The organism is Pseudomonas sp. Y39-6, from assembly GCF_023651955.1.
Classification (GTDB): Bacteria; Pseudomonadota; Gammaproteobacteria; order Pseudomonadales; family Pseudomonadaceae; genus Aquipseudomonas; species Aquipseudomonas veronii.
The window spans coordinates 2,578,063-2,600,914 of record NZ_CP069594.1; the positions used below are offsets into that span (position 1 = coordinate 2,578,063).

The window sequence follows — 22,852 nt, forward strand, 5'->3', positions numbered from 1 at the left end:
AATAAAAACGCATCTCGGGAGTACACATGAAAAACAACAATAAATCGCTGTCCGCCTCCATCGCACTGGCCGGTCTGACCATGGGCGTGACCCTGAGTCAGGCCGCCCACGCGGCCTTTCTGGAGGACAGTAAAGCCAGTGTTTCCGCACGCAATTTCTACTACGACAACGACAACCGCGAAGGCGGTGCCGACCAGCGCGAATGGGCGCAAGGTTTCAGGCTGGACTATTTGTCCGGCTTCACCGAGGGGGCTGTCGGTTTCGGCCTGGACGTTCAGGCGCTGGTCGGCATTCACCTGGATGGCGGTAAAGGTCTTCATCCCGATAACAACAGCTTCACCCCCAGCGACAGCGACGGTTCGGCCGTGGATCAGTGGAGCCGCCTGGGCGCCACCGCCAAGGCGCGCTTCTCCAGGACCGAAGCACGTTACGGCAGCACCCTGGCGCCCAATCTGCCGATTCTGGTGGCCAACGATGCGCGTGTGTTGCCGCAAACGTTCGAGGGCGGCATGATCACCTCGAAGGAAATCGACAACTTCACCTTTATCGCCGGGCAACTTGAACATGCAACGGGCCGCGCTTCGAGTAACCGCACCGGCCTGTCCGTGGCGGGCGGCACCGAGGACAGCAACCAGTTCCGTTTCGGCGGCGTCGACTGGAACGTCACCAAAGACCTGACGTTGCAGTACTACTATTCGAACCTCGAAGACTTCTACAAGCAGCACTTTCTCGGCCTGGTTCACGTGTTGCCCATCGGCGATGACCAGTCCTTCAAAACCGACCTGCGCTATTTCGACAGCCGCTCCGACGGCGCCAATGGCATGGCCGGCTACTTGTTCAATAACAATGGTGGTTACGCTAGAACGCCCGGCGAGGTCGACAACAAGACCTGGTCAGCGATGTTCACTTACACGCTGGGTGGCAACGCGCTGATGCTCGGCCATCAGCGGGTCTCCGACGACGGTGGTTTTGTCTGGGTGAACCAGGGCAACCTGGCGAATGAAGGCGCGGGTGGTGCCAGTTTTTATCTCTTCACCGACAGCGTGATCAACCAGTTCGCGCGCGCGGGTGAGAACACCACGTTCGGTCAGTATTCCTATGACTTCGCGGCAATGGGCGTGCCGGGCCTGAAGGCTTCCGTCGCTTATCTGCATGGCGATGACATCAAGTCCGTGGCGGCCGGTGGCGCTGATCAGACGGAATGGGAAACCGACATGCGGGTCGACTACGTCATCCAGACTGGCGCGCTTAAGGGCTTCGGCACGACAGTGCGTCATGGCACCTATCGCGGTGGCGGCACCAACATCCCCGACCAGGATCAGACCCGACTGATCTTCAACTACACCTATAACTTCCTGTAACGCTTTCTTCGATTTCCAGAACGCAGTCAGCAAACCCTAACGATTGACTACCTTCGCCGCTCTTTTGCAGAGCGGCTCTTCCTCAATTGTTTACTGTGCATTAACAACGTTTCAAAAAATGCAGAGAGTCATGACCCAACGAATCCGAATTTATCAACAAGGATCCCAACGCGGTTCTTCAATATGAAACCTTCACGCTTGAGGAGCCTATCCATGGGCCGGTGCTTTTACTGCATGAAGCGATCGGTGTGAATTTCGTCGATACGATGTTAAGGGATGGCACATTTAAAGTCCCGCTGCCGTTTAGCATGAGGGTGGAGGCCGCTGGCATTGTCGAGGCATTAGGCCCCAATTTTCCAAACCTAAAAGTCGGTGATCGCGTCGGTCATTTCTCTGCCTTCGGTGCATATGCCGAACGCTGGGTAATAGACGCTAACGCGCTGATCAAACTCCCCGATAATATGTCCAGCGAGAAAGCTGCTGGGGTTCTATCTAAGGGGTTGACCTCCTCAGCGCTGCTCAAGCAGGTCCATGCGGTTTGGGCGAGTGAGGCTGTCGTTGTGCATGGTGCTTCGGGGGCACGCTTTGCCCCACTGGGCAAAGTCACTGGGCGCCAGTGTAATCGCTACCGCAGGTTCGGCAAGCAAGGAAACTTTTGTTGGGCACTGGTCGCCAAGGGCATAGACCCGCGTGCCCATCGGCACCTGGAGGGTAATGCCAGGCGCTTGGCCACGGCAAACGCCTAAGCAACGGTTGTTTAGCATTGAAAGTGGTACGCAACGTTGAGTATCGTGTATCTGGTCGTAGGTCTCGATAGTCCGGCCGGACCCAGAGCCTTCCGCTTTAATTGGCCGTGAGGGCCTCAGGTTGAGATGTAAAGGGGGGCAGCTTCGTTGCTCGTGGCTGGTTAAGCCGTTGGGCCAAGTCGGTGATCAGTCATTAGGCAAATGCAACAGCACTTCCATGGAGTCATGAAGGAGTCGGATGACCTCGATCACGTCGCCGTCTGCCACACGATAGAACAAGATATGGCGTGGACTTTTGACCGTCTCATGGGCGTGTTTGGCCTGTTGGCGTGAATAGATGAAGTGATAACTGCGAAGGCCCGGTGCAAGCTCATCGCGGTCGTGGCTGCCAACCCGATAAGGCGCGCCGGCAATCGCTTGCAGCGACCCGAGGATCAGCGCTTGATAGCGCCGGCGTGCTTGATCGCCGGACTGCGTCTGAGAGACCCTGAGGATGTCGACAATGTCGGCGCGCGCCGCGTTGGTATCCGATACTGCGGCACTCAGTGTTTCTCGCGTGCGGGGAGGGTGGCCTCCAGGTTCACGTCCTCGAGGTAGTGCTCCAGATCCCCTTCGTCCAACTGAGTAGAGGTAGCGGGAAATTACAAAAAAATGCTGTTTGTCCTGAAGATCGTTCAAGGCGAATAGTTTAGGTCGGGGGGGAAGTAAGTAGTTACATATGTTTGGATTTTTTAAGAAGAAGCGTTTAGGTCCAAGTGAACCTGCTAAGGACTCTCTTTTTCGCGCCGTTCAGATGCTCGAATTTGGTCTTATGACTTGCAGAAGCAGTCCTGGTTATAAGTCTAAGCTCGGTAGTGATTTTGTGCGGGGCTATTTTCTTGGCTTTTTGGATGCATCATTGCGCAGTACTCACAAATACCAGTGAGAAATGATGAGGAGTTTTTGAATGTATGCTCTACGGACATGACTGTTTGTTGAGCGCAGATGTGAAGTCCACTACTGAGTATCTTCGCTCGTCGATGCACTTACAAAATATCGAAGGTTTCCGAGAAGGACAATGAACAGGTGGCAAAGAATATTTTGAATTTTTAAACGGGCAGATAAAGTCGCCCTACGTGCTTGCTCGCGTGTTTCATAACCTTTAAATCTAAAGTTGCGGCCTCCCGCTGCGTACGTGTGGTGGTCGCATGCTACCAATCTAAATATGAGTTTGAAGGTTTCAAAAGGTCATTTTCAAATGGCCTATTTATTGTTCTAAGTTCTTCCGGAACATGCTCATGACACTATAGGGGGCGATATTCATAGCTTCTCCATAGATGTCAAAGGTGTAAATAGTCTTGTCATATTTTGTTTGTGCTAGGTTTTAAGTGCGCTGCTTGCTGTTATCAATATTGATTTTATTTTTGAGAGAAGCGTTGTCGCGCGGTAATGTGAGCGGCTCTGTCGTAAGATGATTGGATTCGACCACTGCCTCTGAATGGTTTTGCAGTTCTTTGTTTATCTCCGCTGCCACATATAATTCGACATTTAGAATTCCAGATCTCTCCTGATCCCGCACAATATTACTCGCGCTTTAGGTTTGCCTGCTGCGATTTTTATTAGGCCTTTCACTCAGATGTAGGACGAGTCAGCATAATCAGTGCGCGAATGACGGTGATGCAGTTTTAGAAAGGTGTGTGGGGCTAAGGGCGCGACTTTTTAGTTGCTCTACTTGAATGTCGCGGTTTACTGCTGTTTTTGTAGTTGGTGTTAACTAAATAATTGATCCCAGTCTGAAGCTGTGCTTGGCGGAAGCTTTTTGAGCGAGGAGTGAGACAAAAGGGCGAGGGTAATTACCTCGCCCCCGCTCAGTCAATCGCCTCAGCGAAACTTAACCTGCCTTTATAAGGCTTAACACCAGTTCTCTTTGTTGGGTCCGCTGATCAGTGACCCTGGGCTCTCAGCTTAGCCAAGCCCTGTTTGATATGTCCGGCGTTCTCGCCGATCGTGTGAAGTGCCCCTCGGACGTTGGCGCCAATATCTGTTGCACTTTGGTTTTCTACCTTCAAGGTCAGTTCCATCACCGCAGCCTCCAAGGCGAGCTGATTTTGATATAGCCGCTCAAGAACATCAGAAAGTGAATATTCGCTGGGCATCGTTTTGGCTCCAATCAAGGACTCAAGAGCGTAGCAGCGGAAGGGGTGGAAACAAAGGGCGGTTGAATAAGCGAGCGCTACGCGATGCTCGCGCTCTGCGTGATATCGCCAGGGCGCTGGTCGCGAAGGGTATCGATCCCCGCGATCAGCGGCGCCTTGAGCGCAATGCCAAGCTTTTGAACCTGCAAAACACCTCCTGAGCGTCGTTTTAGCGTTGATGTGCTGCAGATCCTCGGCTTTTGGGAGAGGGGCGCGGCACCACCCGAAGATGTTGCCGTCGTGCGATGGGGTTCAAGCAATGCTGAATCGGGTTATGCCAACACCGTCGGTCTACCGTCGCCGGGCTTGAGAGCGATCGCGTGCAACACATCTGAATGCTAACTTTGTGCCCATAGACTCACGCCTCTACGCCATTGCACTGACCGGCGGCACGGCGTGCTCCCTTAAGCCTATCTATGCATCGGGATGAGTGGAGGGCCGGAGAGGGGAATTCTGCCGTCCAGGTTAGCCAGCCACTACATAACGCCCCGACTGGCTAATCGAAAGGTTCGCTGGACGTTCCGTACTCCGTACACGCAAGTTTGCCCTTCGCTGGCTGAGGCGTTATCGCCCTCTATTTCCGTCGACCCTATCAGACGAAGTAGGTTTCGAAATCCTTTTGCTTGTTGCTCCGGAGAGCGTGCGCCATCGACTATGTTGCCCATCGGTCGGGCTGGGCGACAAAGGCTTGGTGTGCATTCGAATTCGGAGGAACCTAACCCGTTTTTCCTAAAATCAATTTAGACAAAGGGGGTAGAGAAGTGAAGCGTAGCTGCTGGATCTGTTGGGGCGATGTATATCGAAAAGGAGACAGCCGCCCAGCTTCTACCGACAGCTGGAGACAACAGCGATTGCTTTCGCTCGGGATCTAGTTTTGCTTCCCTTTGTGGCGTCAGCCCCGTCCAGACACCTTCAGGACAGTTCAGTCGCCATCGCTTAAATCGAGGCGGTGACCGTGCTGCCAATAGCACCTTGCACTGATATCGATGGAGGGGATTCATTCTCACAAAAGACTATTGGCTCCCGACCACTTTGATTACCAACCTTTCACCCCACTCATGTCAGGCAGCTTATGAGCAATGCCCTTGTGGCAATCGATGCAGGTTGCCTCGCCATTGGCCAGTGAGGTCGAGTGCATGCTCGAGGCGCGCTTGCTTTGCCGGGTGAAGTCCATGAATTCGAAGTTGTGACAATTGCGGCATTCTCGCGAGTCGTTGGCCTTGAGTCGGGCCCATTCGTGCTCGGCCAGTTCACGTCGCAGGGCGAGGAATTTGTCGCGGGTGTCGATGGTGCCGAAAATCTTGCCCCAGACCTCCTTGGAAGCCTGCATCTTGCGCGCGATCTTATGGGTCCACTCGTGTGGCACGTGACAGTCCGGACAACTGGCGCGTACGCCGGAGCGGTTGGTGTAGTGGATCGTGTCCTTGAGCTCGACAAACACGTTGTCACGCATTTCATGGCAGGACACGCAGAACGTCTCGGTATTGGTCGCCTCCAGGGCAGTGTTGAAGCCGCCCCAGAAAACGATACCGGCGATAAAGCCCCCAAGCGTCAGGAAACCCAGGCTGTAATACAGGCTCGGACGACGCAGGACGCCCCAGTAGTCCTTGAGCAAGGCGAACAGTGCTTTCATGTTGCCTCCTCAAGGTTTCTTCGTGGCGTTGGCGTTGTCTTGCAGCAGTTTGTCGATTGTCTCGAAATTGTTTCCCACCAAAGGCTTCACGTCCGCCTGCGGTACATGGCACTGGTTGCAGAAGTACCGACGTGGTGAGACGGCCGCCAGCGCTTGGCCATCGCGGTCCATGTAGTGGGTGATGCTGATCATCGTTGCCTGGGTCCGTGCGCTGTTGGCACGGCTGTGACAGGACAGGCACTTGTTGCCGTTCGCGTCGACCTGATAGCCACGGATGGTGTGGGGAATGGTCGGCGGCTGGTCCGGGTAATTACGCTCGCGTTTGAGGTCTTTGTTTTCTTCATCGGTAATGGGCGGGGCGGGCATGTTCTGGGACAGAGTGCCGCCGGGGCGACGCCCATCCGGAGCTGGCGCGTCGAGCGGGTAGTTGATTTCAGCCGCGATCACCACGCCAATCGCGGCAAGCAGAAACAAGGGCAGCATTCGAAAAAGCATCAGGGTTCTCCTCAGGCCACGCTGACCAACTCGATGCGTATCGCGCACTTTTTGTAGTCGGTTTGCTTGGAGATCGGGTCGGTGGCATCGAGCGTGACCTTGTTGATCAGCTTGTTGGCGTCGAAAAACGGCACAAATACCAATCCTTGAGGCGGCTTGTTGCGCCCGCGGGTTTCGATGCGCGCACGGATCTCACCGCGTCGGCTGATCAGCTTCACTTCACTGCCGCGCCGTGCTTTCAAGGCCTTGGCATCCTCGGGATGCATGTACACCAGCGCATCCGGCACGGCTTTGTAGAGTTCTTCGACTCGCTGGGTCATGCTGCCCGTGTGCCAGTGTTCAAGAACGCGCCCGGTGCTCAGCCAGAACGGGTAGTCCGCATCCGGTGCCTCGGCCGGCGGTTCGTAGGGGAGGGCGAAAATGATCGCCTTCTTGTCCGGATAGCCATAGAACTGCACCTCGCTGCCTTTCTCCACATAGGGGTCCAGCCCCTCGCGATAACGCCAGCGGGTTTCCTTGCCATCCACCACCGGCCAGCGCAGGCCCCGTTCACTGTGGTAACGGTCAAACGCGGCAAGGTCATGTCCATGGCCGCGACCGAATTGGGCGTACTCCTCGAATAGCCCCTTCTGCGGGTAAAACCCAAAGGCCTTGGCTTCATCGTTTTTGTAGCCGGCTTCCAACTGCTCGACGGGGAACTGGTCCACCTGGCCATTTTTGAACAGTACCTCGAAGAGGGTCTTGCCCTTGAGCTCAGGTGCCTTGGCGAGCAATTCGGCGGGCCAGGTTTCATCGGTGGTGAAGCGCTTGGAAAATTCCATCAACTGCCACAGGTCCGACCGGGCGTCTCCCGGTGCCGTCACCAACTGATGCCAGAATTGCGTGCGTCGTTCAGCGTTACCGAAGGCGCCTTCCTTCTCCACCCACATGGCGCTGGGCAGAATCAGGTCGGCGGCCTGGGCGGAAACGGTGGGATAGACGTCGGAGACAATCATGAAATTGTCCGGGTTGCGCCAACCCGGCAGGACTTCCTGCATGATGTTCGGTCCGGCCTGCATGTTGTTGCTGGCCTGGGTCCAGCACACGTTGAGCACACCGTCCTTGAGCATGCGGCTCTGTTCCACCGCGTGGAAGCCGGGCTTTTCCTGGATGGTGCCGGCGGGCAGCTTCCAGATTTTCTCGGCGGTGGCGCGGTGCTTGGGATTGGTGACCACTAGGTCGGCCGGCAGTCGGTGGGAAAAAGTCCCCACTTCACGTGCCGTGCCACAGGCCGACGGTTGACCGGTCAACGAGAAGGGGCTGTTGCCCGGCTCACTGATCTTGCCGGTAAGCAGGTGGATGTTGTAGATCAGGTTGTTGGCCCAGACGCCACGCGTGTGCTGGTTGAACCCCATGGTCCAGAACGACACGACTTTACGCTTGGGGTCGGCATACAACTGGGCCAGGCTTTTCAGTCGCTCAGGCGCAACCCCCGTCTCCCTGGCGGTTCGCTCCAGCGTATAAGGCTTGACGAAGGCGGCATACGCCTCGAAGTCAATATCCGTCCATGTGTTGGCCTTGCCGGCATTCTTCGCGCTGGTTTCCCGTGGGTCGTCAGGACGCAGGCCGTATCCGATGTCGTCGGCACCCCGGGCAAAGCGGGTGTGCTTGCTGATGAAATCCTGGTTCACCGCGCCGCTTTCAATGATGTGGTTGGCGATGTAGTTAAGAATCAGCAGGTCGGTTTGCGGCTTGAACACCATGGGGATGTCGGCCAACTCGAAACTGCGATGTTCGAAGGTGGACAGCACCGCCACTTTCACATGGGGCTGGCTCAGGCGGCGATCGGTCACCCGGCTCCAGAGCACCGGGTGCATCTCGGCCATGTTCGAGCCCCAGAGCACGAAGGCATCGGTGGCTTCGATGTCGTCATAACAACCCATGGGTTCATCGGCGCCAAAGGTGCGCATGAAACCCATCACCGCCGAGGCCATGCAATGGCGGGCGTTGGGGTCGATGTTGTTGGTACGAAAGCCGGCCTTCATCAGTTTGTTGGCGGCGTAGCCTTCCCAAACCGTCCACTGTCCGGAGCCGAACATACCGACCGATTCCGGCCCCTTGCTTTTCAGGGCCTGCTTGAACTTCAGCTCCATGATGTCGAAGGCTTGCTCCCAACTGACCGGCTGGAATTCACCCTGCTTGTCGTACAGACCGTTCTTCATGCGCAACAACGGCTGGGTCAGGCGATCGACGCCATACATGATCTTTGAAAGAAAATAGCCTTTCACGCAGTTGAGCCCACGATTGACTTCGGCCTTCACGTCGCCATGGGTGGCGACCACCCGGTTATCCCGGGTCGCGACCATCACGCTGCACCCGGTGCCACAGAACCGGCAAGGCGCCTTGTTCCAGTCCAGGGTGACCATGTCCGCTTCGGTCACCAGGTTGCTGGCAGAGGTTACGATCGGCAGGCCCGCAGCGGCGGCTGCAATGGCGGCGGCCTGGGTCTTGACGAATGCACGGCGGGTCATGCTCATTCGATGTCTCCTTCGGGCTCGAGGAGTTCGTGATAGATCAACGCCGCGTTGAGTACGCCGGGCAGGTTGTTGATCTGGTCGATGCGTTGCAGGATCTGGTCTTCATGCACGGCTTCAAGCACTACCACCAGTTTTCCGGCGGCACTTTCCTGATGCAGCTCCAGGCCATCGAGCAGGCGCAGGTTGGCCTTGACCGCGTCGAACATCTCCGGTCGGGCAAGTACGACAAGACTGGCGATATGCAGGGTTTCGTCCATGAACGGGCTCCAATAGCCTCAAGAAAAAGCCACCGGTCAGTGGGGAGGGCCAGGAGGGCCATACAGCATCTGGAAAAACCAGACGAGGAAACCGTAGCCGCCGACGATGGCGACCGACAGCAGCGGAAAGAGGAACACGACAAGGAAGAGGAACAGCCGGGTTTCCTTGCGGCGATCAGATTTGCGTTCTTCAGCCAACGACATTGGGGCTTCTCCAGCCGAACCTGAATTTATACTAGGACAGAAAAATCAAACTGGCCTATTTGTCCAGTTTTTATGACGAGCGGCTATGTCCCATATGAGTCCAACAGCGGCAAGTCCTGTTCTTCATCTACTATTTATTTTCTAGGGAGAGGGAGCTTGCTCCCGGTTCCGCAGCGACGTCCTATCGCTGCGCTTGAGTTAGAAAATAGTAAAGATCAGTATTCACCAACGAGCTGGGTACATAAGAATATCAAGTCATTTTGAAACGACTCACCATGACTTGTTGGTGTTCTGCCAACCTCGCTAGCTCCCGGCTAGTCGCTGCTGTTTGATCAGCTCCGGCGCTGACCTGAATGGCGACATCGTTGATTTCCATAACATTTCGGTTGATATCTTCCGCAACGGCACTTTGCTCCTCGGCAGCGGTGGCGATCTGCATGTTGCGGTCGCTGATGCTCGAAACGCCCACGGCAATCTCCGCCAGTAGTTCCCCCGCGCACTCGATATTGGAGGCACCAGTGCGCGTCTTGCTCAAGGTTTCCTGCATCGAACTGGTGGCGCGATCCGAGCCAGCCTGCAGTTTGGTGATCATGTCTTGGATGTTTCCAGTGGACTCTTGGGTTCTTTGAGCAAGCGTACGCACTTCAGTCGCGACCACCGCGAAACCACGTCCATGGTCGCCGGCCCGCGCAGCTTCGATGGCTGCGTTCAGAGCCAGCAGGTTAGTCTGTTCGGCGATGCCACGGATAACGTCTAGCACAGTGGAAATCGAATCACTTTCATTTTTCAGCTCGCCAATGATGGCGGCGGTTTGATCCGCTTGCTCGGACAGGTCTTGGATGACACGGACGGTCGCCTCGATTTCTTTTCTGCCTTTTTCGGTGCTTTGGCTCACCTGTTGTGATAGGGCTGCCGCATCGCCGGTGCTCTGCGCAACATCACGAACCGTAGCGCTCATCTCATTGATGGCCGTGACCACCAGTTCCGTTCCCTGGCGTTGGCGTTCAAGGCTCTGGCTGGTCTGAAATGTGACAGCCGAAGACTCTTCTGCTGCAGTGGCCACTTGCGCGGTCGCGGTTCCAATTTCTTGAATAATTTGACTGAGCTCGGTGGCCGTGCGATTTAGGTTGTTGGCAATTGTGCCGAACTCATCCCGCCCCTCATAAGTGGCGCGGCTGGTGAGGTCTCTTTCGGAAAGAGCGATCAGCACGTTATTGACTTCGCCTACTGCTGCCCTAATGTTACGGATGATGCAGTACGACAGCAGGGTCACTGCCGCCACTGCACCGCCAACCGAGCCTAGGACAACCCATAACACGAAATATGCGTGGTCGTGCGCCTGATTGGCCAACTTGCGTATGTGCAGGCTGAGCGCATTTTCGACGTCACTCATCTGGTCTATTCTGGCTGTCGATAGCTTAAACCAAGACTCGGCTGGGACGTCGAGCGAGTGGCCCATGGGCGTTTCGAAAATCAGTCGCTGAAGCCTAGCCACTTCCATAGCGTCGGCTGCCGCCATCTTATCGTCCAGTTGACGGACGTAGGCCTCATCGGCACTGCCGCGAAAGCCCTCAGCATAAGCTGAAAATTCGCCGAGGTTTCGGCTGAAGGTTGAGAGCAGTTCTGAATCTACACGGTTCTGGTTGAACACCACCCCCAATGTCGCGCGCTCCCGGCCGGCTCGCTCTTTCATCTCGATGAACTGGTTGAGTGAGGAAAGGCTTCGCGCCAACTCTGGCTTTTCCACACTGCGTTGAAGTGCATGAGTGTAGGCGATCAAGGACTTAATGATTTTTGTGAACCGAGCGCCCGATTCTCGGTTGCTAACCGCCAGCGCATCAATCTGACCGCGAGTGGCCTGCAAAGAATCCAGCGCCGCAATGGCTTGGCGGACTTGATCATTGTCCAGCGTAGGTAGACGGTGAGTTGCATTAATGGCTTCGTCTGTCTGCTGTCTCAACGCATGTAACGCGTCGCGCATAGACGTTCCCTTACTGGCCAGGAAAACGCCACTCGCACCGCGCTCACGCTGCAAAACCGTGATCAACTGGCTAAACGTCTGTGCAGCGGTACTAGCCTCCTGCGTCTGCTCCATTTCTCGAAGCGTGTGATAGCTCTCGATGACTTGCAGAGTTGCGAGCCAAAGGAATCCGATCAATGGGAATACCAAAATCAGGATCAACTTAAAGCTCAATGAAATGTTTCTGAGCACGATTAATTTCCTTCTCATTCGCATCAGTGTGTTGCGAGGTTGGGGAGAAACTCTGCAGTCATGCTTATAGGGGATGCATGTGAACAGGAGAGACGGCGATGAGGCTGCCGCACGCAGGTATGCTGATTTGCTGCTCTGTTTATCGGTCAGATTCTTATCGCCTTGAGTCGTTTCAGTGGGAAGAACCTGTCCAATCGATCAAATCTGACAAGTGGCTTTCGTCAGCTACGAACACTCGGTGCTTCAGGGATCCAGTAACAGTGCCCCAGCACAGTCCCAACATTAGCAGCGACTCGTGGTGATGCGGGCGGCTTGCCTAACTATGCGACAAGCCCCATGTCGGTTCTGTCTCCTGACGTTTTTCCGGATATACAAAACGTCGTCATCCCATCATAAGCACCGTCTAGCTGTCCGGAGTGGACACTTCCCTACTGTTTGTCCACGGGTGGAGGGAACTGATGCGGCGTGGATTTGGGTCTTCTTGATGCTTGATTGCGGCGATCCGGCACGCCATATATCGCGCCCAAAACTACTCCTTTCCTGACGTAGATGGTCTCGCGCTTTTCGTGAATACGAAGGCTACTAAGACTTGCACTCCGCTTTTTCGGGCGGACAAGCAGCCTCGTATTTCGCTTAGTACCTATCCTGAAATTGGTCTTGGGATGCACCCGTTCTGTGTGATGTTGCCAGGGTGCTGATCGTTAGGCTCCTGGTCATGAAAAATGCCTAAAAAGCGGTTGCTCAGCATTGAAAGTGGTATGCAAGTTGAGCATATTGTTTCTGGTTGCGGGCCTCAAACATCCGGTCGGACCCAGAACCTCCCGCTTCAATTGACTGCCCCGTCGACTGACAGCTAGGCGCTCAGGTTCAGATGTAGAGGGGGCTGACTTTCGCTGTTCATGGCCAGTTAACCCCTTGAGCCAGGTCCGTGTTCAGTCGTTGGTCAGGTGCAGTTGCACTTCTAGGGCGTCATGCAGGAGTCGGACGACTTCGATCACGTCGTCGTTTGCCACACGATAGAACTCGTTATGGCGTGGGCACTTGACCGTCCCACACCATTTACCTGATGTTGATGATTCTGTTCAGATCGTCGGCAGGCGCTCCCCGGCGGAACTCACTACCAGCGCCTCAAACATTCGCGGCTGGCAACGATGTCGGACTGCGCATTGCCGCACTCGAACCGGAACGCTACACCGGGGCAGGGTTCGCCATAAGCCACGCCAGCACCTTACGATGCGCGAAGTGAGCAGTCATAGTCTGCTATTGTTGATTTCCGATGGCAAACCTAATGATATCGATCAGCATAAGGGTCGTTATGGTGTAGAAGACATGAGCCAGGCCGTAACCGAAGCCAAGCTCCAAGGCATCTATTCCTTCTGTTTTGACTATCGATCGACAGGCGGGCAGCAAGCTATCTCCTAGCGGTATTCGGCGCGCGTCAGTACGCCTTTGCCCAGACCCCAGTTGTTGCTCGGCGTGTTGCTGAAAATGGTTCAAAAAGCTGGTGATGGCTTTAACTTCCACAATTCACCTTCTCTTTGGAGAACCCTTCTATGCCTAAAAACAAGACCCCATCGTCGGTTGTTGCACAACAACTTCAGATGACGCTTTCGAGATGGGACACTGAAGACACATCAAAAGCTTTTCCCACCCAAGGCACTCATGAGCTTCCCGAATTATCAAATACCGAGTTGGTTCACCTTCGTGTTCGTGTGATTGCTCTGGAAAATCTGGTTATCGCGTTGCTCGCCCAAGGGACGGATCAACAGCTTACGGTCGCCCGGGAAATGGCTGGCTACATTAGGCCTAGACCGGGTTTTACCCAGCACCCTTTGACGATTCATGCCGCATCCCAAATGGTCAACAGCGTCGACCGTGCAGTGAGATTTCGAAAGCTGTCGGAAATATGAGCACTGAGCGGCCTGGCCTGTGCGACAAAGCTTGCCCTGCATTCAAAGATTAGGTTTAGAAGCTATTGTGTGCGTCACCAATGGAATCAGGAAAAGGCGCAGTCATGAAGTCATCTCCCCACTGACGGGAAACTCAGTCATGAGCCGAAAATCGCCTGCCATGAAAAAACCTTGGCGGGCGTCTCTCGTTCACGCTGATACCAGTCGTTTGATCCAGTCCAGCAGCACACTGGGTAGCAACTCGGGTCTGTGCAACAAGGCATATTGCCGCGAGCCGAATACCGCTGGCAGGTAGTTCGCCGCCTGGCGATCGATAGTCAAACAGAAGGGATAGATGCCTTGGAGCTTGGCTTCGGTTACGGCCTGACGCATGTCTTCGACGCCGTAGCGGCCTTCATACTGGTCAACATCGTTGGGCTTGCCATCGGAGATCAGCAATAACAGACGGTGCGTGGCAGCTTCGCGCATCAGCAACGTGCTGGCGTGGCGCAGGGCGGCGCCGGCCCGGGTGTAGCGTTCCGGTTCGAGAGCCGCGATGCGCCGACCGACTTCAAGGCTGTAAAGCTCATCGAAGGCTTTCAGAGTTCGGATCGTGACCCGCTGCGGCCCTTCGCCGGAAAACGCCATCACACTATAGGGCTCGCCCAGGCTCTCTAGCGCCAGGCAGACCAGCAGCAACGCTTCGCGCTCGACATCAATGACCCGACGATGGCAGGACAGCCAGCTGTCGGTGGAACCGCTGACGTCGATCAGCAACATGATCGCCATGTCGCGACGGCCACGACGCTGGGTCTGATACAGCGCCTGCGGCATGCTCAGGCCAGCGCGGGCCTCGGCGCAAGCGTCGATATACGCTTCCAGATCGATTTCGTCGCCGTCCCATTGTTTGCGTAGCCTGACGCGTTGGGCCCGCAGACTTTCGAATTGCCGACGGATGGCATCCAGCACCGGACGATGAGCATCAAGGGTTCGCTCGACCCATTGCTGCGGGCCTTCCCGAACAGGACACAGTTGCAGGGTCGCCCCCGGATCACGGTACACCTGGTGGTGATAATCCCATTCGGGATAGCTGATCGCGTGGGTTGCGAGGTCCTGTGCACGGTGCTGAAATCGAGTCCGTGGCGGGTCGAGGGACAGCAGCACTTCTTTCGGGCGACCTGCCGTCACCACCAGCCGGGCTTCGTTGAGTTCGGACAAAGACTCAGCGAAATCAGCCGCAGGGGTATCGGTATCCCGGTCGGTCGGGCGCTGCATGCCCATGGGGTCTTCGGCTTTTTCCAGCGGTTCGGCGGGTTGCACCATCCATAGGCCTTGTTCCTGATCGTCGTCCTCATCGGCACAGGCCTCGCGCGCAGTGGGCTGACGTGTGAGGCGGGCACTGCGTGGCAGGGCATCGTCGGTGTCGACTTCACCGGGCGGGGGCGAGACTTCCTGACCCGCCGACGGCTCGCGCAGGTCGCCGGTCCAGGCATCAAGGAGAAGCCTGTCTGCGCCGAGCCCGTGAGATTCTTCGCAGAGGAGGAGACGTTGCGCGAGTGCTTCCGACAGTTGCAGCGAATCGGCGGTGTGGGTGGGGGTCGCCAACTCTTCCAGAGGCGCGCCGCATTCATTGTTCAGCAGTAAACGCAGGAAGTTTTCCAGGGGTTGTCGCTGGCTGGGAAAGGTGTGAAGCGGCGGGCGGGTCGCCAGGGCATGCTGGCGCAAGTCATGGATCGAGGGCGCCAATCCCGGCAACAGGCGTATCAAATCCGCATCAGCCGCCCAAGCTTCGAGAAGTAGATAGACGCTGCGCTGCATCGGGTTGTCGAGGGCTGACAGGGCGTTTGCACTGCCTCGTTGGGCGCGCATCGCTTGTTGCAAGGCCAGGGCTCTATAACGCTTCAGGGTGGGCGGATTCTCGCTGCTTCCCAAATCCTGCGGTAGCCATATAGTCACGCCATCGGTCGCTGGGACGGCGCTTTGCTGACACGGCTTTTCGTGACGCACAAAAAGTTTCTTCAACAGCGTAGGGGGCGAGGGCGGTTGCGCGACGCGCAGCGAATAGTGGGTGTTGAACACTGCCTTGATCAGCAAGTCGAGGTGTTGTGCGACATCCCCGAGGGTGACGATTTTTTCAGTTTCCGAGGGGGGGCGGTGACGACGCCACAATGCCTGTGCATACACCGTCGCGTGGCGTGCAACATCGGTAATGAGGTCCTCGGCTTCGGCCATTTAGATAAATGTCAGGTCGACAAGGTCGCGCATGGCAGCGACCAGTACCGCGTCGTCGGACAGCGGCGAGATCAACGCGACCCGACAGGCGATGGGCGCAGCAATGCCGCTGGTAATCAGTCGCGCAGTGGCAATCAACAGACGGGTACTGGGGACTTCCGCCAGGCCCCGGTCCTGCAGGGCGCGTAGTCGCTGGGCGAGGGTGACCAGCGCGTGGGCGATGGCGTAGTCGGTTCCACCTTCATGGATGACAATGGCGATTTCGCGCTCGGCCGGCGGGAAATCGAAATCCAGCGCCACAAAGCGCTGTCGAGTGCTCGGCTTCAAATCCTTGAGTATTCGTTGGTAGCCGGGGTTGTAGGACACCACCAATTGAAAGTGTGGCGAGGCTTCAACGATTTCGCCGATTTTGTCCAGGGGTAGAATGCGTCGGTGGTCGGTCAGCGGGTGCAGGACGACAATGGTGTCTTGCCGCGCTTCGACCACCTCATCCAGGTAACAGATAGCGCCTTCGCGCACCGCCCGGGTCAGCGGGCCTTCCGTCCAGTGGGTACCTTGGTGACCGATCAGGAAGCGCCCGACCAGGTCGCTGGCACTCAAGTCGTCATGGCAGGAAATAGTGATCAGCGGGCGCTTGAGACGCCAGGCCATGTGTTCGACAAAACGGGTCTTGCCACACCCGGTGGGTCCTTTGAGCATGACAGCCAGCTGCTGTGCATGGCATTGATCGAAGATCGCCACCTCGTCGCCGCTGGGCTGGTAATAGGGTTCACCTTGCTGCGGCGTGGATTCTGCGGCCGACAGGTTCTGCTGCATTCGCGAACGATCCATTACAACGCTGCGCCCGACGCACGAGGCACCAGAACCGGATCGGCTTCATCGACATTGAATTGCGGCGCATGGCGGAAAAAATCGAAGATAAACAGCCCGACACCCAGGCTGAACATCGACGCCGTCGCCACCAGCATCAGGAAATGCACCTGAATCTTCAACTGCACATCCAGATAGCCCATGCCGAGAATGCGTTCCAGGTACACCTGAGCAATGCCCGCAGTGGCAAATGACAGGGTCATGCCGAACATCCCTCCCAACTGCAGCCAAAATGCCCAATAACCGATACTGCTTTCTTCCGAGGGACGACGGGTCATGCCTGGAAGTGCGTAGGTGATCATCGCCAGGACTATCATGGCATAGGCCCCATAGAAGGCCGCATGGCCGTGCATTGCGGTAATCAGGGTGCCATGGGTCCATTTGTTGACGTCGGGGAAGGTATGAGCCAGACCGAGGAGGCCAGCGCCAAACATGGTGAACAGGGCGCTGCCCATGGTCCAGTGCAAGGCCAGTTTGTTGGGATGAGAGAGGCCGGAGCGGCGCATGGCGTTGTAGGCGTAGATCGCCATACCGACCAGCGCCATAGGCTCAAGTGCACTGAAGAAACCGCCCAATGGAAGCCAGTAATGGGGGACGCCGATCCAGTAATAATGGTGGGCGGTGCCAAGGATACCGGCAATGAAAACCAGGCCGACAATCACGTACAGCCACTTCTCCATGACCTCGCGATCAGCACCGGACAGTCTGATCAGCAGATAGGCCAGAAAGCCGCCCTGGATCATTTCCCAGACACCTTCGACCCACAGGTGAATCGTCCACCAGCGGTAGTAGATCGATACCACGTAGTTTTCATAGTGCAGCAGCGCCGGCAGATAAAGCACGGCGGCACTGGCCAGCCCCAACAAAAGAACGCCTTCGGTGGCAGTGAAGCGCCCGGCTTTCTTGATGGTCATGCCGATGTTGTAGAGAAACATCAGCATGCAGATCACGATCACGATCTTGTGCGGCAGCGGTTGTTCGAGCAATTTGTTCCCGGTGCCATAACCGAACAGATAGCCCAGCACGGCGGTGACGCCCATGGCCGTCCACAACCCGAGCTGGATATACGCCAGTTTGGTGCTGTGCAACTCGCCACGGGACTCGTCCGGCACCATCCAGTAGGTTGCCCCCATGAACCCGGTCAGCACCCAGACGATCAACAGATTGGTGTGTATCGCCTTGGTGACATCAAAGGGCAACACGTCCAGCAGGGGATCCGGTCCGAGGTATTTGGCCGCCGAGAGCAAGCCGAATACCAGTTGCAGACCGAATAGCGCCATGGCGACGGCGAAGTACCAGTAAGCGACGGATTGAGATCTGTAACGCATGGTCATCCCCTTTGATTACTGGAACGACGCCAGATAGGCGACCAGTTGATCGATCTGTTCGGGTGTTAGCGATTTGGCGAAGGTGTCCGGCATGAAGGACATGCCATTGGCGGAATACATGTCGCCCGGATGCAGGTAGGCGCTTGGCGTGACGATGGACTCGCGGATGAAGCCTTCGACGTCCTTGGCCTTGCCCTTGTAGTCGGGCGAGGCAATGACCTGTTTGGCCCGAGCAGCCAACCCGGCCAGTGTCGGTCCGGCGAGATTGACCCCCGGTGCAATCGAATGACAAGCGCTGCATACCGGCGTGGCAGTGGTTCGAAACAGCGCCTCGCCCAAGGCGATAGGGTCTTCCTTGCCGGACACCGGGCGTGCGGCTGGTGGCTGGTTGCCACTGGCGACGTTCTGTTGCGCAACGGTGAGGTCCATGCCGGGAATCGACGTGCCGGTGACCAGGATCGGCCGCGGTGGCCAGCCTTGATTGTCGACCTTGCTCACCCAATCCATAAAGGCGATCAACGCCGCGATTTCTTCGTCGTTGAGTTCTAGGTTCGGCATCAACCGGCGATGACGTTGCTCGTCATAAAATTTTGAGGGGTCTTTGAGGAACGCGGTGAGATATGGGGTGCCGCGCTGCTGGGTGATTTTCGTAAGGTCTGGAGCGTAATACGCGCCTTCACCAAACAACGTATGGCAATTGATGCAATTGTATTCATGCCATACATCCTTGCCGCGAGTGACTTCTGGCGTGATCTGTTGAGCGTTGGTCAATTTTGGAAACTGCCGGTGACTATCAACCGTCATGCCGAGAAACACAACGGCGGCGATGGCCGTCGATATCAGCGCGAACGAGCGTGTCTGGCGTTTGTTCATTGCGAACTCCCTAGACGCCGATACCCGTCCAATAGGTGATGCCGATAACGCTGGCATAAACGACCGCGCTGACCATCAGCACGAGCACGGCATAGCTGACTATCTTCAAAGCTTTTTGCACGGCTGTCTCCCGAGTAGAAAGTGCAGTTGTAACATTCCCGGAAAAGCGCTTTGTCGGTTGGGTATTAATCAACAGGAGGAGCGTTAGGCGCATGCACAGCAGATTTACGCTCAGCCGACCTCGACTTCTGCTGCATTGACGAGTTGTACGAGGTCAGGATTCGACTAGCCTAGAACAGCTACTAGTTATTACCGATACCAAGCGCTGCATATTTGCTTGCGATGGACCAGGTAGTGAAAATGAATGTTTTTAAGGGTAGTGGACTTCGTATGGCTGTCAAGAAATTTAATAACTTTTAACCATTCGTGGTCCCGGTCGCACAGAAGAAATTTAAACAATCGGGGGGGAGCAAATGATCAGCGTAACTCTATTGAGGGCGGAGGCGCATGGTATTCAGTCATGAGCAACAGTATGATGGCGTTATGATATTTTGTGGCCGATGTCTGGTCTCTTTCATGACAATGGCTCCAGGGAACGCTACACCCGGGCAGGGGTCACCAGTAGTTACGCCAGCACCTTGCTAATGCGCGAGCCAGTAGTGGCCGCCTACTAGTGTCGATTTCGGAGTAAACCTACGATTTCGACAAGTCTAAAGGTCGTTATGGCATAAAAGACGTACGCAGGCAGTCACAGAAGCTAAATGAGGAAGTATTTACCCCTTCAGTCTACCGTCGACCTTCCAAGCTGAAAACTTCTACCTGCCGTATTCGGCGCACTTCATTAGGCTTTGTTGCCCGAGTCAGAACTGTTGCCTAAAGTAGCTGGAGCGGATCAAAAAGCCGATCAGAGAACACTCATACCTCAAGACAAGACCGACTCGTCGGTGGTTACACAAGAACTCAGGATGGCGTTTTAGAACTGGAATGCCAAAGACGCAGCAAAAGCGTTCCCAACCAGGGGGTTATGAGATTCCTGAACTGCCGGATACTGGGTGGGTTCATCTTCGGGTTCGTGTGATTGCTCTGGAAAATCTGGTTGTTGTTTTGTTCGCCCGAGGGACGGACAACAGCCTACCGTCGCGCGCGAAATGACTGGTTACATTACGCCAAAGACCGGCGTTACCCTTCACCCTGACGATTCAGGCTAGCCCCCAAATGGGCAGCAGCTTTGGCTGTGCAGTTAAATTCGAACGTTGTTCGGTATGTGAGTGCGTCGTTAGTTTCCATGCAACAAAAAATACCTCATGGTCAGCGCGCATGGCTTCGGTCTGGTTTCTTTACGAACATCATCGACTATGATCTTAGGCTGGCTAAGAGCTGTTTTCTAATCGTCAGATGGGTCTTGATTCGGTATCTTAGGCACAAGCGCTTTTAATCCACGAAATGTCTTGGGCGCGGTAAGTCAAGCGGCTTATGGCTCGGAGGAGCGGGCTACAAGCCGGAGGTGTTTTTCGCCTTAGTCAAAAAAGCGATAAGCGTTATTCGAATTTGTTCTTGATTTTAATGTTCACGTGTTGCCATACAGAAGCGGTCGCTGAGTGTTATGAGTGCTTTTTTTGACGGAGCACCTGTAGCATCGGTAACCCGCTGTATCATAAATGGTTTTATATTTGTGAATGGCGGCCCTCAAGATCTCTAGCTTGTAAAGCTGCAAACTTGTAATGTTCATGTATCTAGTCTAGGGTCAATCAGGGTTAGAGTGGAAGAGCTCGGTTGTAAAGCGTGTTTTTTTACTTAAGTAAACTGGATGGCGCAATTTTCACATGGAAAATTATAAAAAATCCAATCCACAATATATTCTATTTTTCAGCCGCTTGGCGCTATTCGTGGGCGTATTGCTAGTCATTAGTTTTGTTACTTTGCAAGCAAAGGATTACGGTGGGATAGAGCAGCAGCGCATCAGCAAAGTGTTTGCAGGTAATGTAGATATTTCCGCGCCGGTGGATGAGTTTAAGGTGCGCGTCGTAAAGTCTGAAGGAAAAATCAAAGGTTACGTATTCCAAAGCCAAGATGTCGTAGATATACCCGCATATTCGGGTAAGCCCATTAATATGCAGGTCATTCTTGACACTCAAGGCGTAATACTGGATGCATATGTTTTGGAACACCATGAGCCAATTTTATTAATCGGAATTCCCGTGGCGAAGCTCCACGCATTTGACGATAAATACAAGGGCATCAAAGCTGATCGACGGGTAGTCGTGGGTCGTTCCAGCGATCCAGAGACGGTGACAGTTGACGGGATTGCTGGAGCCACAGTAACCGCCATGGTGGTGAATGAAATCATCATGCGCGCGGCACATAAAGTGGCGATGTCGTTGAAACTGATCGAGGACAACAGCGGTGTTAAGCAGAAACCTGCTGCCGTGCGTGAAGATTTTTTTGAGCCTGCCACCTGGGAGCAACTGACCGGCAATGGCGCAATCCGCCGGTTGAGCCTTACCCGCGGACAAGTCGACGCTGCGTTCAAGGGTACTGAGGCCGAGGGGGTTGACAATGCGCCGCCCGGACAGGAAGACGATACTTTCATTGAACTGTACACCGCTGATCTAAACCCGCCCGCCATTGGACGAAACCTGCTGGGCGATAATCAATATCGCTTCTTGATGCAGGACCTCAAGCCAGGTGAGCACGCCATCGTAGTGCTGGGTCGTGGCCTCTATTCCTACAAGGGCTCCGGTTATGTGCGAGGAGGAATTTTCGATAGGGTGCAATTGCGTCAGTTCGGCAACATCATCAGCTTTCGCGACATGGACCATCAACGTTTGTCCGACGTTTTCGCAACGGGCATGCCCGAGTTCAATGAAATGTCCATTTTCATTGTTCGTGAACCCGTCCGGTTCGATCCAGGATCGCCCTGGACCTTGGAGTTGCTAGTGCGTCGTCAGACCGGCGCTGTCGGTGGCACTTTCAGCAGCTTCGAGCTGCCTTACCAATTGCCTGAACAATACCTTTTGCGTCCGCCACCCACCGCTCAAGAGCTGGAAGCCATCGAGGTTGCCAATAGACCGACATGGGTCAATATCTGGTATCAGAAAGCCTTTCAGATCGGGGTTCTGTGCACGGCACTGGCTGTCTTGATGATTATCTTGTTCCTGCAAGACACCTTCACCAAATACCCGCGTTTTCTCCACTGGTTACGTCGGGCTTACCTGATGTTCACCGTCGTGTTCATCGGCTGGTACGCGCTGGGGCAGATTTCTGTGGTTAATGTACTGACCTTCGCCCATGCTCTGTTCGATAACTTCCGTTGGGAATTGTTTCTTACCGACCCGATTGTGTTCATTCTTTGGACGTTCACCGCCGCCAGTATTCTGCTGTGGGGAAGAGGAGTTTTCTGTGGTTGGTTGTGTCCCTTCGGCGCGTTGCAAGAGTTGATCAACGAAGCCTCCCGCAAGCTGAAGATTCCCCAATATGAGCTGCCTTTTGCATTACATGAGCGCCTATGGGCGGTGAAGTACATCGTTTTGTTAGTGCTGTTCGGCATCTCGCTTGAGTCGATGACTACTGCCGAGCAATTTGCTGAGGTGGAGCCGTTCAAGACCGCCATCACCCTAAAGTTCGACCGCCAATGGTGGTTTGTGGCTTACGCAGTGGGGCTGCTGATCATCAACATTTTTACCCGCAAGATCTATTGCCGCTACGTCTGCCCGTTGGGCGCTGCATTGGCCATTCCTAGCAAGCTGCGTCTGTTCGACTGGCTTAAACGACGCAAGGAATGCGGCTCGCCCTGCCAACTATGCGCCAAGGAATGTGAAATCCAGGCGATTCACCCGAACGGTCATATCAACGTCAACGAGTGTCATTACTGTCTGGATTGCCAGATGACTTACCACAACGAAAACAAATGCCCGCCGTTGGTGCTCAAGAATAAGCGCAAGACGCGGGACAAACCGGCGCCGGTGCCAGAACACACTGAGTTGATTCCGGTGGTGCAGGTATTCAAGCCATGAATATCTAAGCTGGACGAAACATTGCGATTCTTGTTTTTTCACCCGCATC

General features: G+C 55.2%; 16 protein-coding genes and 5 pseudogenes. 5 read left to right on the forward strand and 16 right to left on the reverse strand.

Going from position 1 to position 22,852, the window contains the following annotated elements; genetic code table 11:
• The first annotated feature begins 26 nt into the window (after nucleotides 1-26).
• Together JN756_RS11955 and JN756_RS11960 are read left to right on the forward strand one after the other, a co-directional pair.
• Nucleotides 27-1,361: an OprD family porin gene (locus tag JN756_RS11955; RefSeq protein WP_169850736.1), complete on the forward strand. Its 1,335-nt coding sequence runs from the start codon at nucleotides 27-29 to the stop codon at nucleotides 1,359-1,361.
• A gap of 248 nt (nucleotides 1,362-1,609) precedes the next feature.
• Nucleotides 1,610-2,107: an alcohol dehydrogenase catalytic domain-containing protein gene (locus JN756_RS11960; protein ID WP_169850735.1), complete on the forward strand. Its 498-nt coding sequence runs from the start codon at nucleotides 1,610-1,612 to the stop codon at nucleotides 2,105-2,107.
• Between the two features lie 186 nt (nucleotides 2,108-2,293).
• On the opposite strand, the pseudogene JN756_RS11965 reads toward JN756_RS11960, so the two are convergent.
• The 3 genes and pseudogenes from JN756_RS11965 to JN756_RS11975 all read right to left on the reverse strand — a co-directional run bounded on the left by JN756_RS11965 (nucleotide 2,294) and on the right by JN756_RS11975 (nucleotide 4,242).
• A pseudogene (locus tag JN756_RS11965) lies at nucleotides 2,294-2,649 on the reverse strand (type II toxin-antitoxin system RelE/ParE family toxin).
• Nucleotides 2,650-2,733: pseudogene (locus tag JN756_RS11970) on the reverse strand (type II toxin-antitoxin system ParD family antitoxin); the annotation flags it as partial.
• Between the two features lie 1,296 nt (nucleotides 2,734-4,029).
• On the reverse strand, nucleotides 4,030-4,242 hold the full coding sequence (locus JN756_RS11975) for a hypothetical protein (protein WP_025214377.1): 213 nt from the start codon (nucleotides 4,240-4,242) through the stop codon (nucleotides 4,030-4,032).
• Nucleotides 4,243-5,088: 846 nt separating this feature from the next.
• Between JN756_RS11975 and JN756_RS11980 the strand changes: the two are divergent.
• A pseudogene (locus JN756_RS11980) lies at nucleotides 5,089-5,259 on the forward strand (transposase); the annotation flags it as partial.
• A gap of 58 nt (nucleotides 5,260-5,317) precedes the next feature.
• Here JN756_RS11980 and JN756_RS11985 read toward each other — a convergent pair.
• The 9 genes and pseudogenes from JN756_RS11985 to JN756_RS12015 form a co-directional block, all read right to left on the reverse strand.
• Nucleotides 5,318-5,914: a cytochrome c3 family protein gene (locus tag JN756_RS11985; RefSeq protein ID WP_013692861.1), complete on the reverse strand. Its 597-nt coding sequence runs from the start codon at nucleotides 5,912-5,914 to the stop codon at nucleotides 5,318-5,320.
• Nucleotides 5,915-5,923: 9 nt separating this feature from the next.
• Nucleotides 5,924-6,409, reverse strand: coding sequence for a nitrate reductase cytochrome c-type subunit (locus JN756_RS11990; RefSeq protein WP_047225631.1), 486 nt, complete (start codon nucleotides 6,407-6,409; stop codon nucleotides 5,924-5,926).
• Between the two features lie 11 nt (nucleotides 6,410-6,420).
• Nucleotides 6,421-8,925: a nitrate reductase catalytic subunit NapA gene (napA, locus tag JN756_RS11995; protein ID WP_013692863.1), complete on the reverse strand. Its 2,505-nt coding sequence runs from the start codon at nucleotides 8,923-8,925 to the stop codon at nucleotides 6,421-6,423.
• Complete coding sequence (locus JN756_RS12000) at nucleotides 8,922-9,182, reverse strand: chaperone NapD (RefSeq protein WP_047225633.1); 261 nt, start codon at nucleotides 9,180-9,182, stop codon at nucleotides 8,922-8,924. The genes napA and JN756_RS12000 overlap by 4 nt, the downstream gene beginning before the upstream one ends.
• Nucleotides 9,183-9,218: 36 nt before the next feature.
• Nucleotides 9,219-9,386 (reverse strand): periplasmic nitrate reductase, NapE protein, encoded by a 168-nt coding sequence (gene napE / locus JN756_RS12005; RefSeq protein ID WP_013692865.1) that lies wholly within the window; start codon nucleotides 9,384-9,386, stop codon nucleotides 9,219-9,221.
• 250 nt (nucleotides 9,387-9,636) lie between these two features.
• Nucleotides 9,637-10,344: a methyl-accepting chemotaxis protein gene (locus JN756_RS32385; protein ID WP_420893660.1), complete on the reverse strand. Its 708-nt coding sequence runs from the start codon at nucleotides 10,342-10,344 to the stop codon at nucleotides 9,637-9,639.
• Nucleotides 10,345-10,497: 153 nt separating this feature from the next.
• Nucleotides 10,498-11,622: pseudogene (locus JN756_RS32390) on the reverse strand (nitrate- and nitrite sensing domain-containing protein); the annotation flags it as partial.
• A gap of 908 nt (nucleotides 11,623-12,530) precedes the next feature.
• Nucleotides 12,531-12,650, reverse strand: a pseudogene (locus JN756_RS32220) (type II toxin-antitoxin system RelE/ParE family toxin); the annotation flags it as partial.
• Between the two features lie 208 nt (nucleotides 12,651-12,858).
• Nucleotides 12,859-13,122, reverse strand: coding sequence for a hypothetical protein (locus JN756_RS12015; RefSeq protein ID WP_041931148.1), 264 nt, complete (start codon nucleotides 13,120-13,122; stop codon nucleotides 12,859-12,861).
• Nucleotides 13,123-13,151: 29 nt separating this feature from the next.
• Here JN756_RS12015 and JN756_RS12020 point away from each other — a divergent pair, with 29 nt between their 5' ends.
• A complete protein-coding gene (locus JN756_RS12020; protein ID WP_013692868.1) occupies nucleotides 13,152-13,508 on the forward strand; it encodes a hypothetical protein in 357 nt (118 codons plus the stop codon).
• A 189-nt stretch (nucleotides 13,509-13,697) separates the two neighbouring features.
• Here the strand turns inward: JN756_RS12020 and JN756_RS12025 are convergent, their stop codons facing one another.
• The 4 genes from JN756_RS12025 to JN756_RS12040 are packed head-to-tail and all read right to left on the reverse strand — an operon-like array spanning nucleotide 13,698 to nucleotide 18,790.
• Complete coding sequence (locus JN756_RS12025) at nucleotides 13,698-15,719, reverse strand: nitric oxide reductase activation protein NorD (protein ID WP_057447873.1); 2,022 nt, start codon at nucleotides 15,717-15,719, stop codon at nucleotides 13,698-13,700.
• A complete protein-coding gene (locus tag JN756_RS12030; RefSeq protein ID WP_013692870.1) occupies nucleotides 15,720-16,535 on the reverse strand; it encodes a CbbQ/NirQ/NorQ/GpvN family protein in 816 nt (271 codons plus the stop codon). It lies immediately after the preceding gene.
• A gap of 14 nt (nucleotides 16,536-16,549) precedes the next feature.
• On the reverse strand, nucleotides 16,550-17,917 hold the full coding sequence (locus tag JN756_RS12035; RefSeq protein ID WP_169865737.1) for a cbb3-type cytochrome c oxidase subunit I: 1,368 nt from the start codon (nucleotides 17,915-17,917) through the stop codon (nucleotides 16,550-16,552).
• A 15-nt stretch (nucleotides 17,918-17,932) separates the two neighbouring features.
• Nucleotides 17,933-18,790 (reverse strand): c-type cytochrome, encoded by an 858-nt coding sequence (locus JN756_RS12040; RefSeq protein WP_013692872.1) that lies wholly within the window; start codon nucleotides 18,788-18,790, stop codon nucleotides 17,933-17,935.
• 1,823 nt (nucleotides 18,791-20,613) lie between these two features.
• Here JN756_RS12040 and nosR point away from each other — a divergent pair.
• On the forward strand, nucleotides 20,614-22,803 hold the full coding sequence (gene nosR, locus JN756_RS12045; RefSeq protein WP_169850842.1) for a transcriptional regulator NosR: 2,190 nt from the start codon (nucleotides 20,614-20,616) through the stop codon (nucleotides 22,801-22,803).
• Nucleotides 22,804-22,852 lie beyond the last annotated feature (49 nt).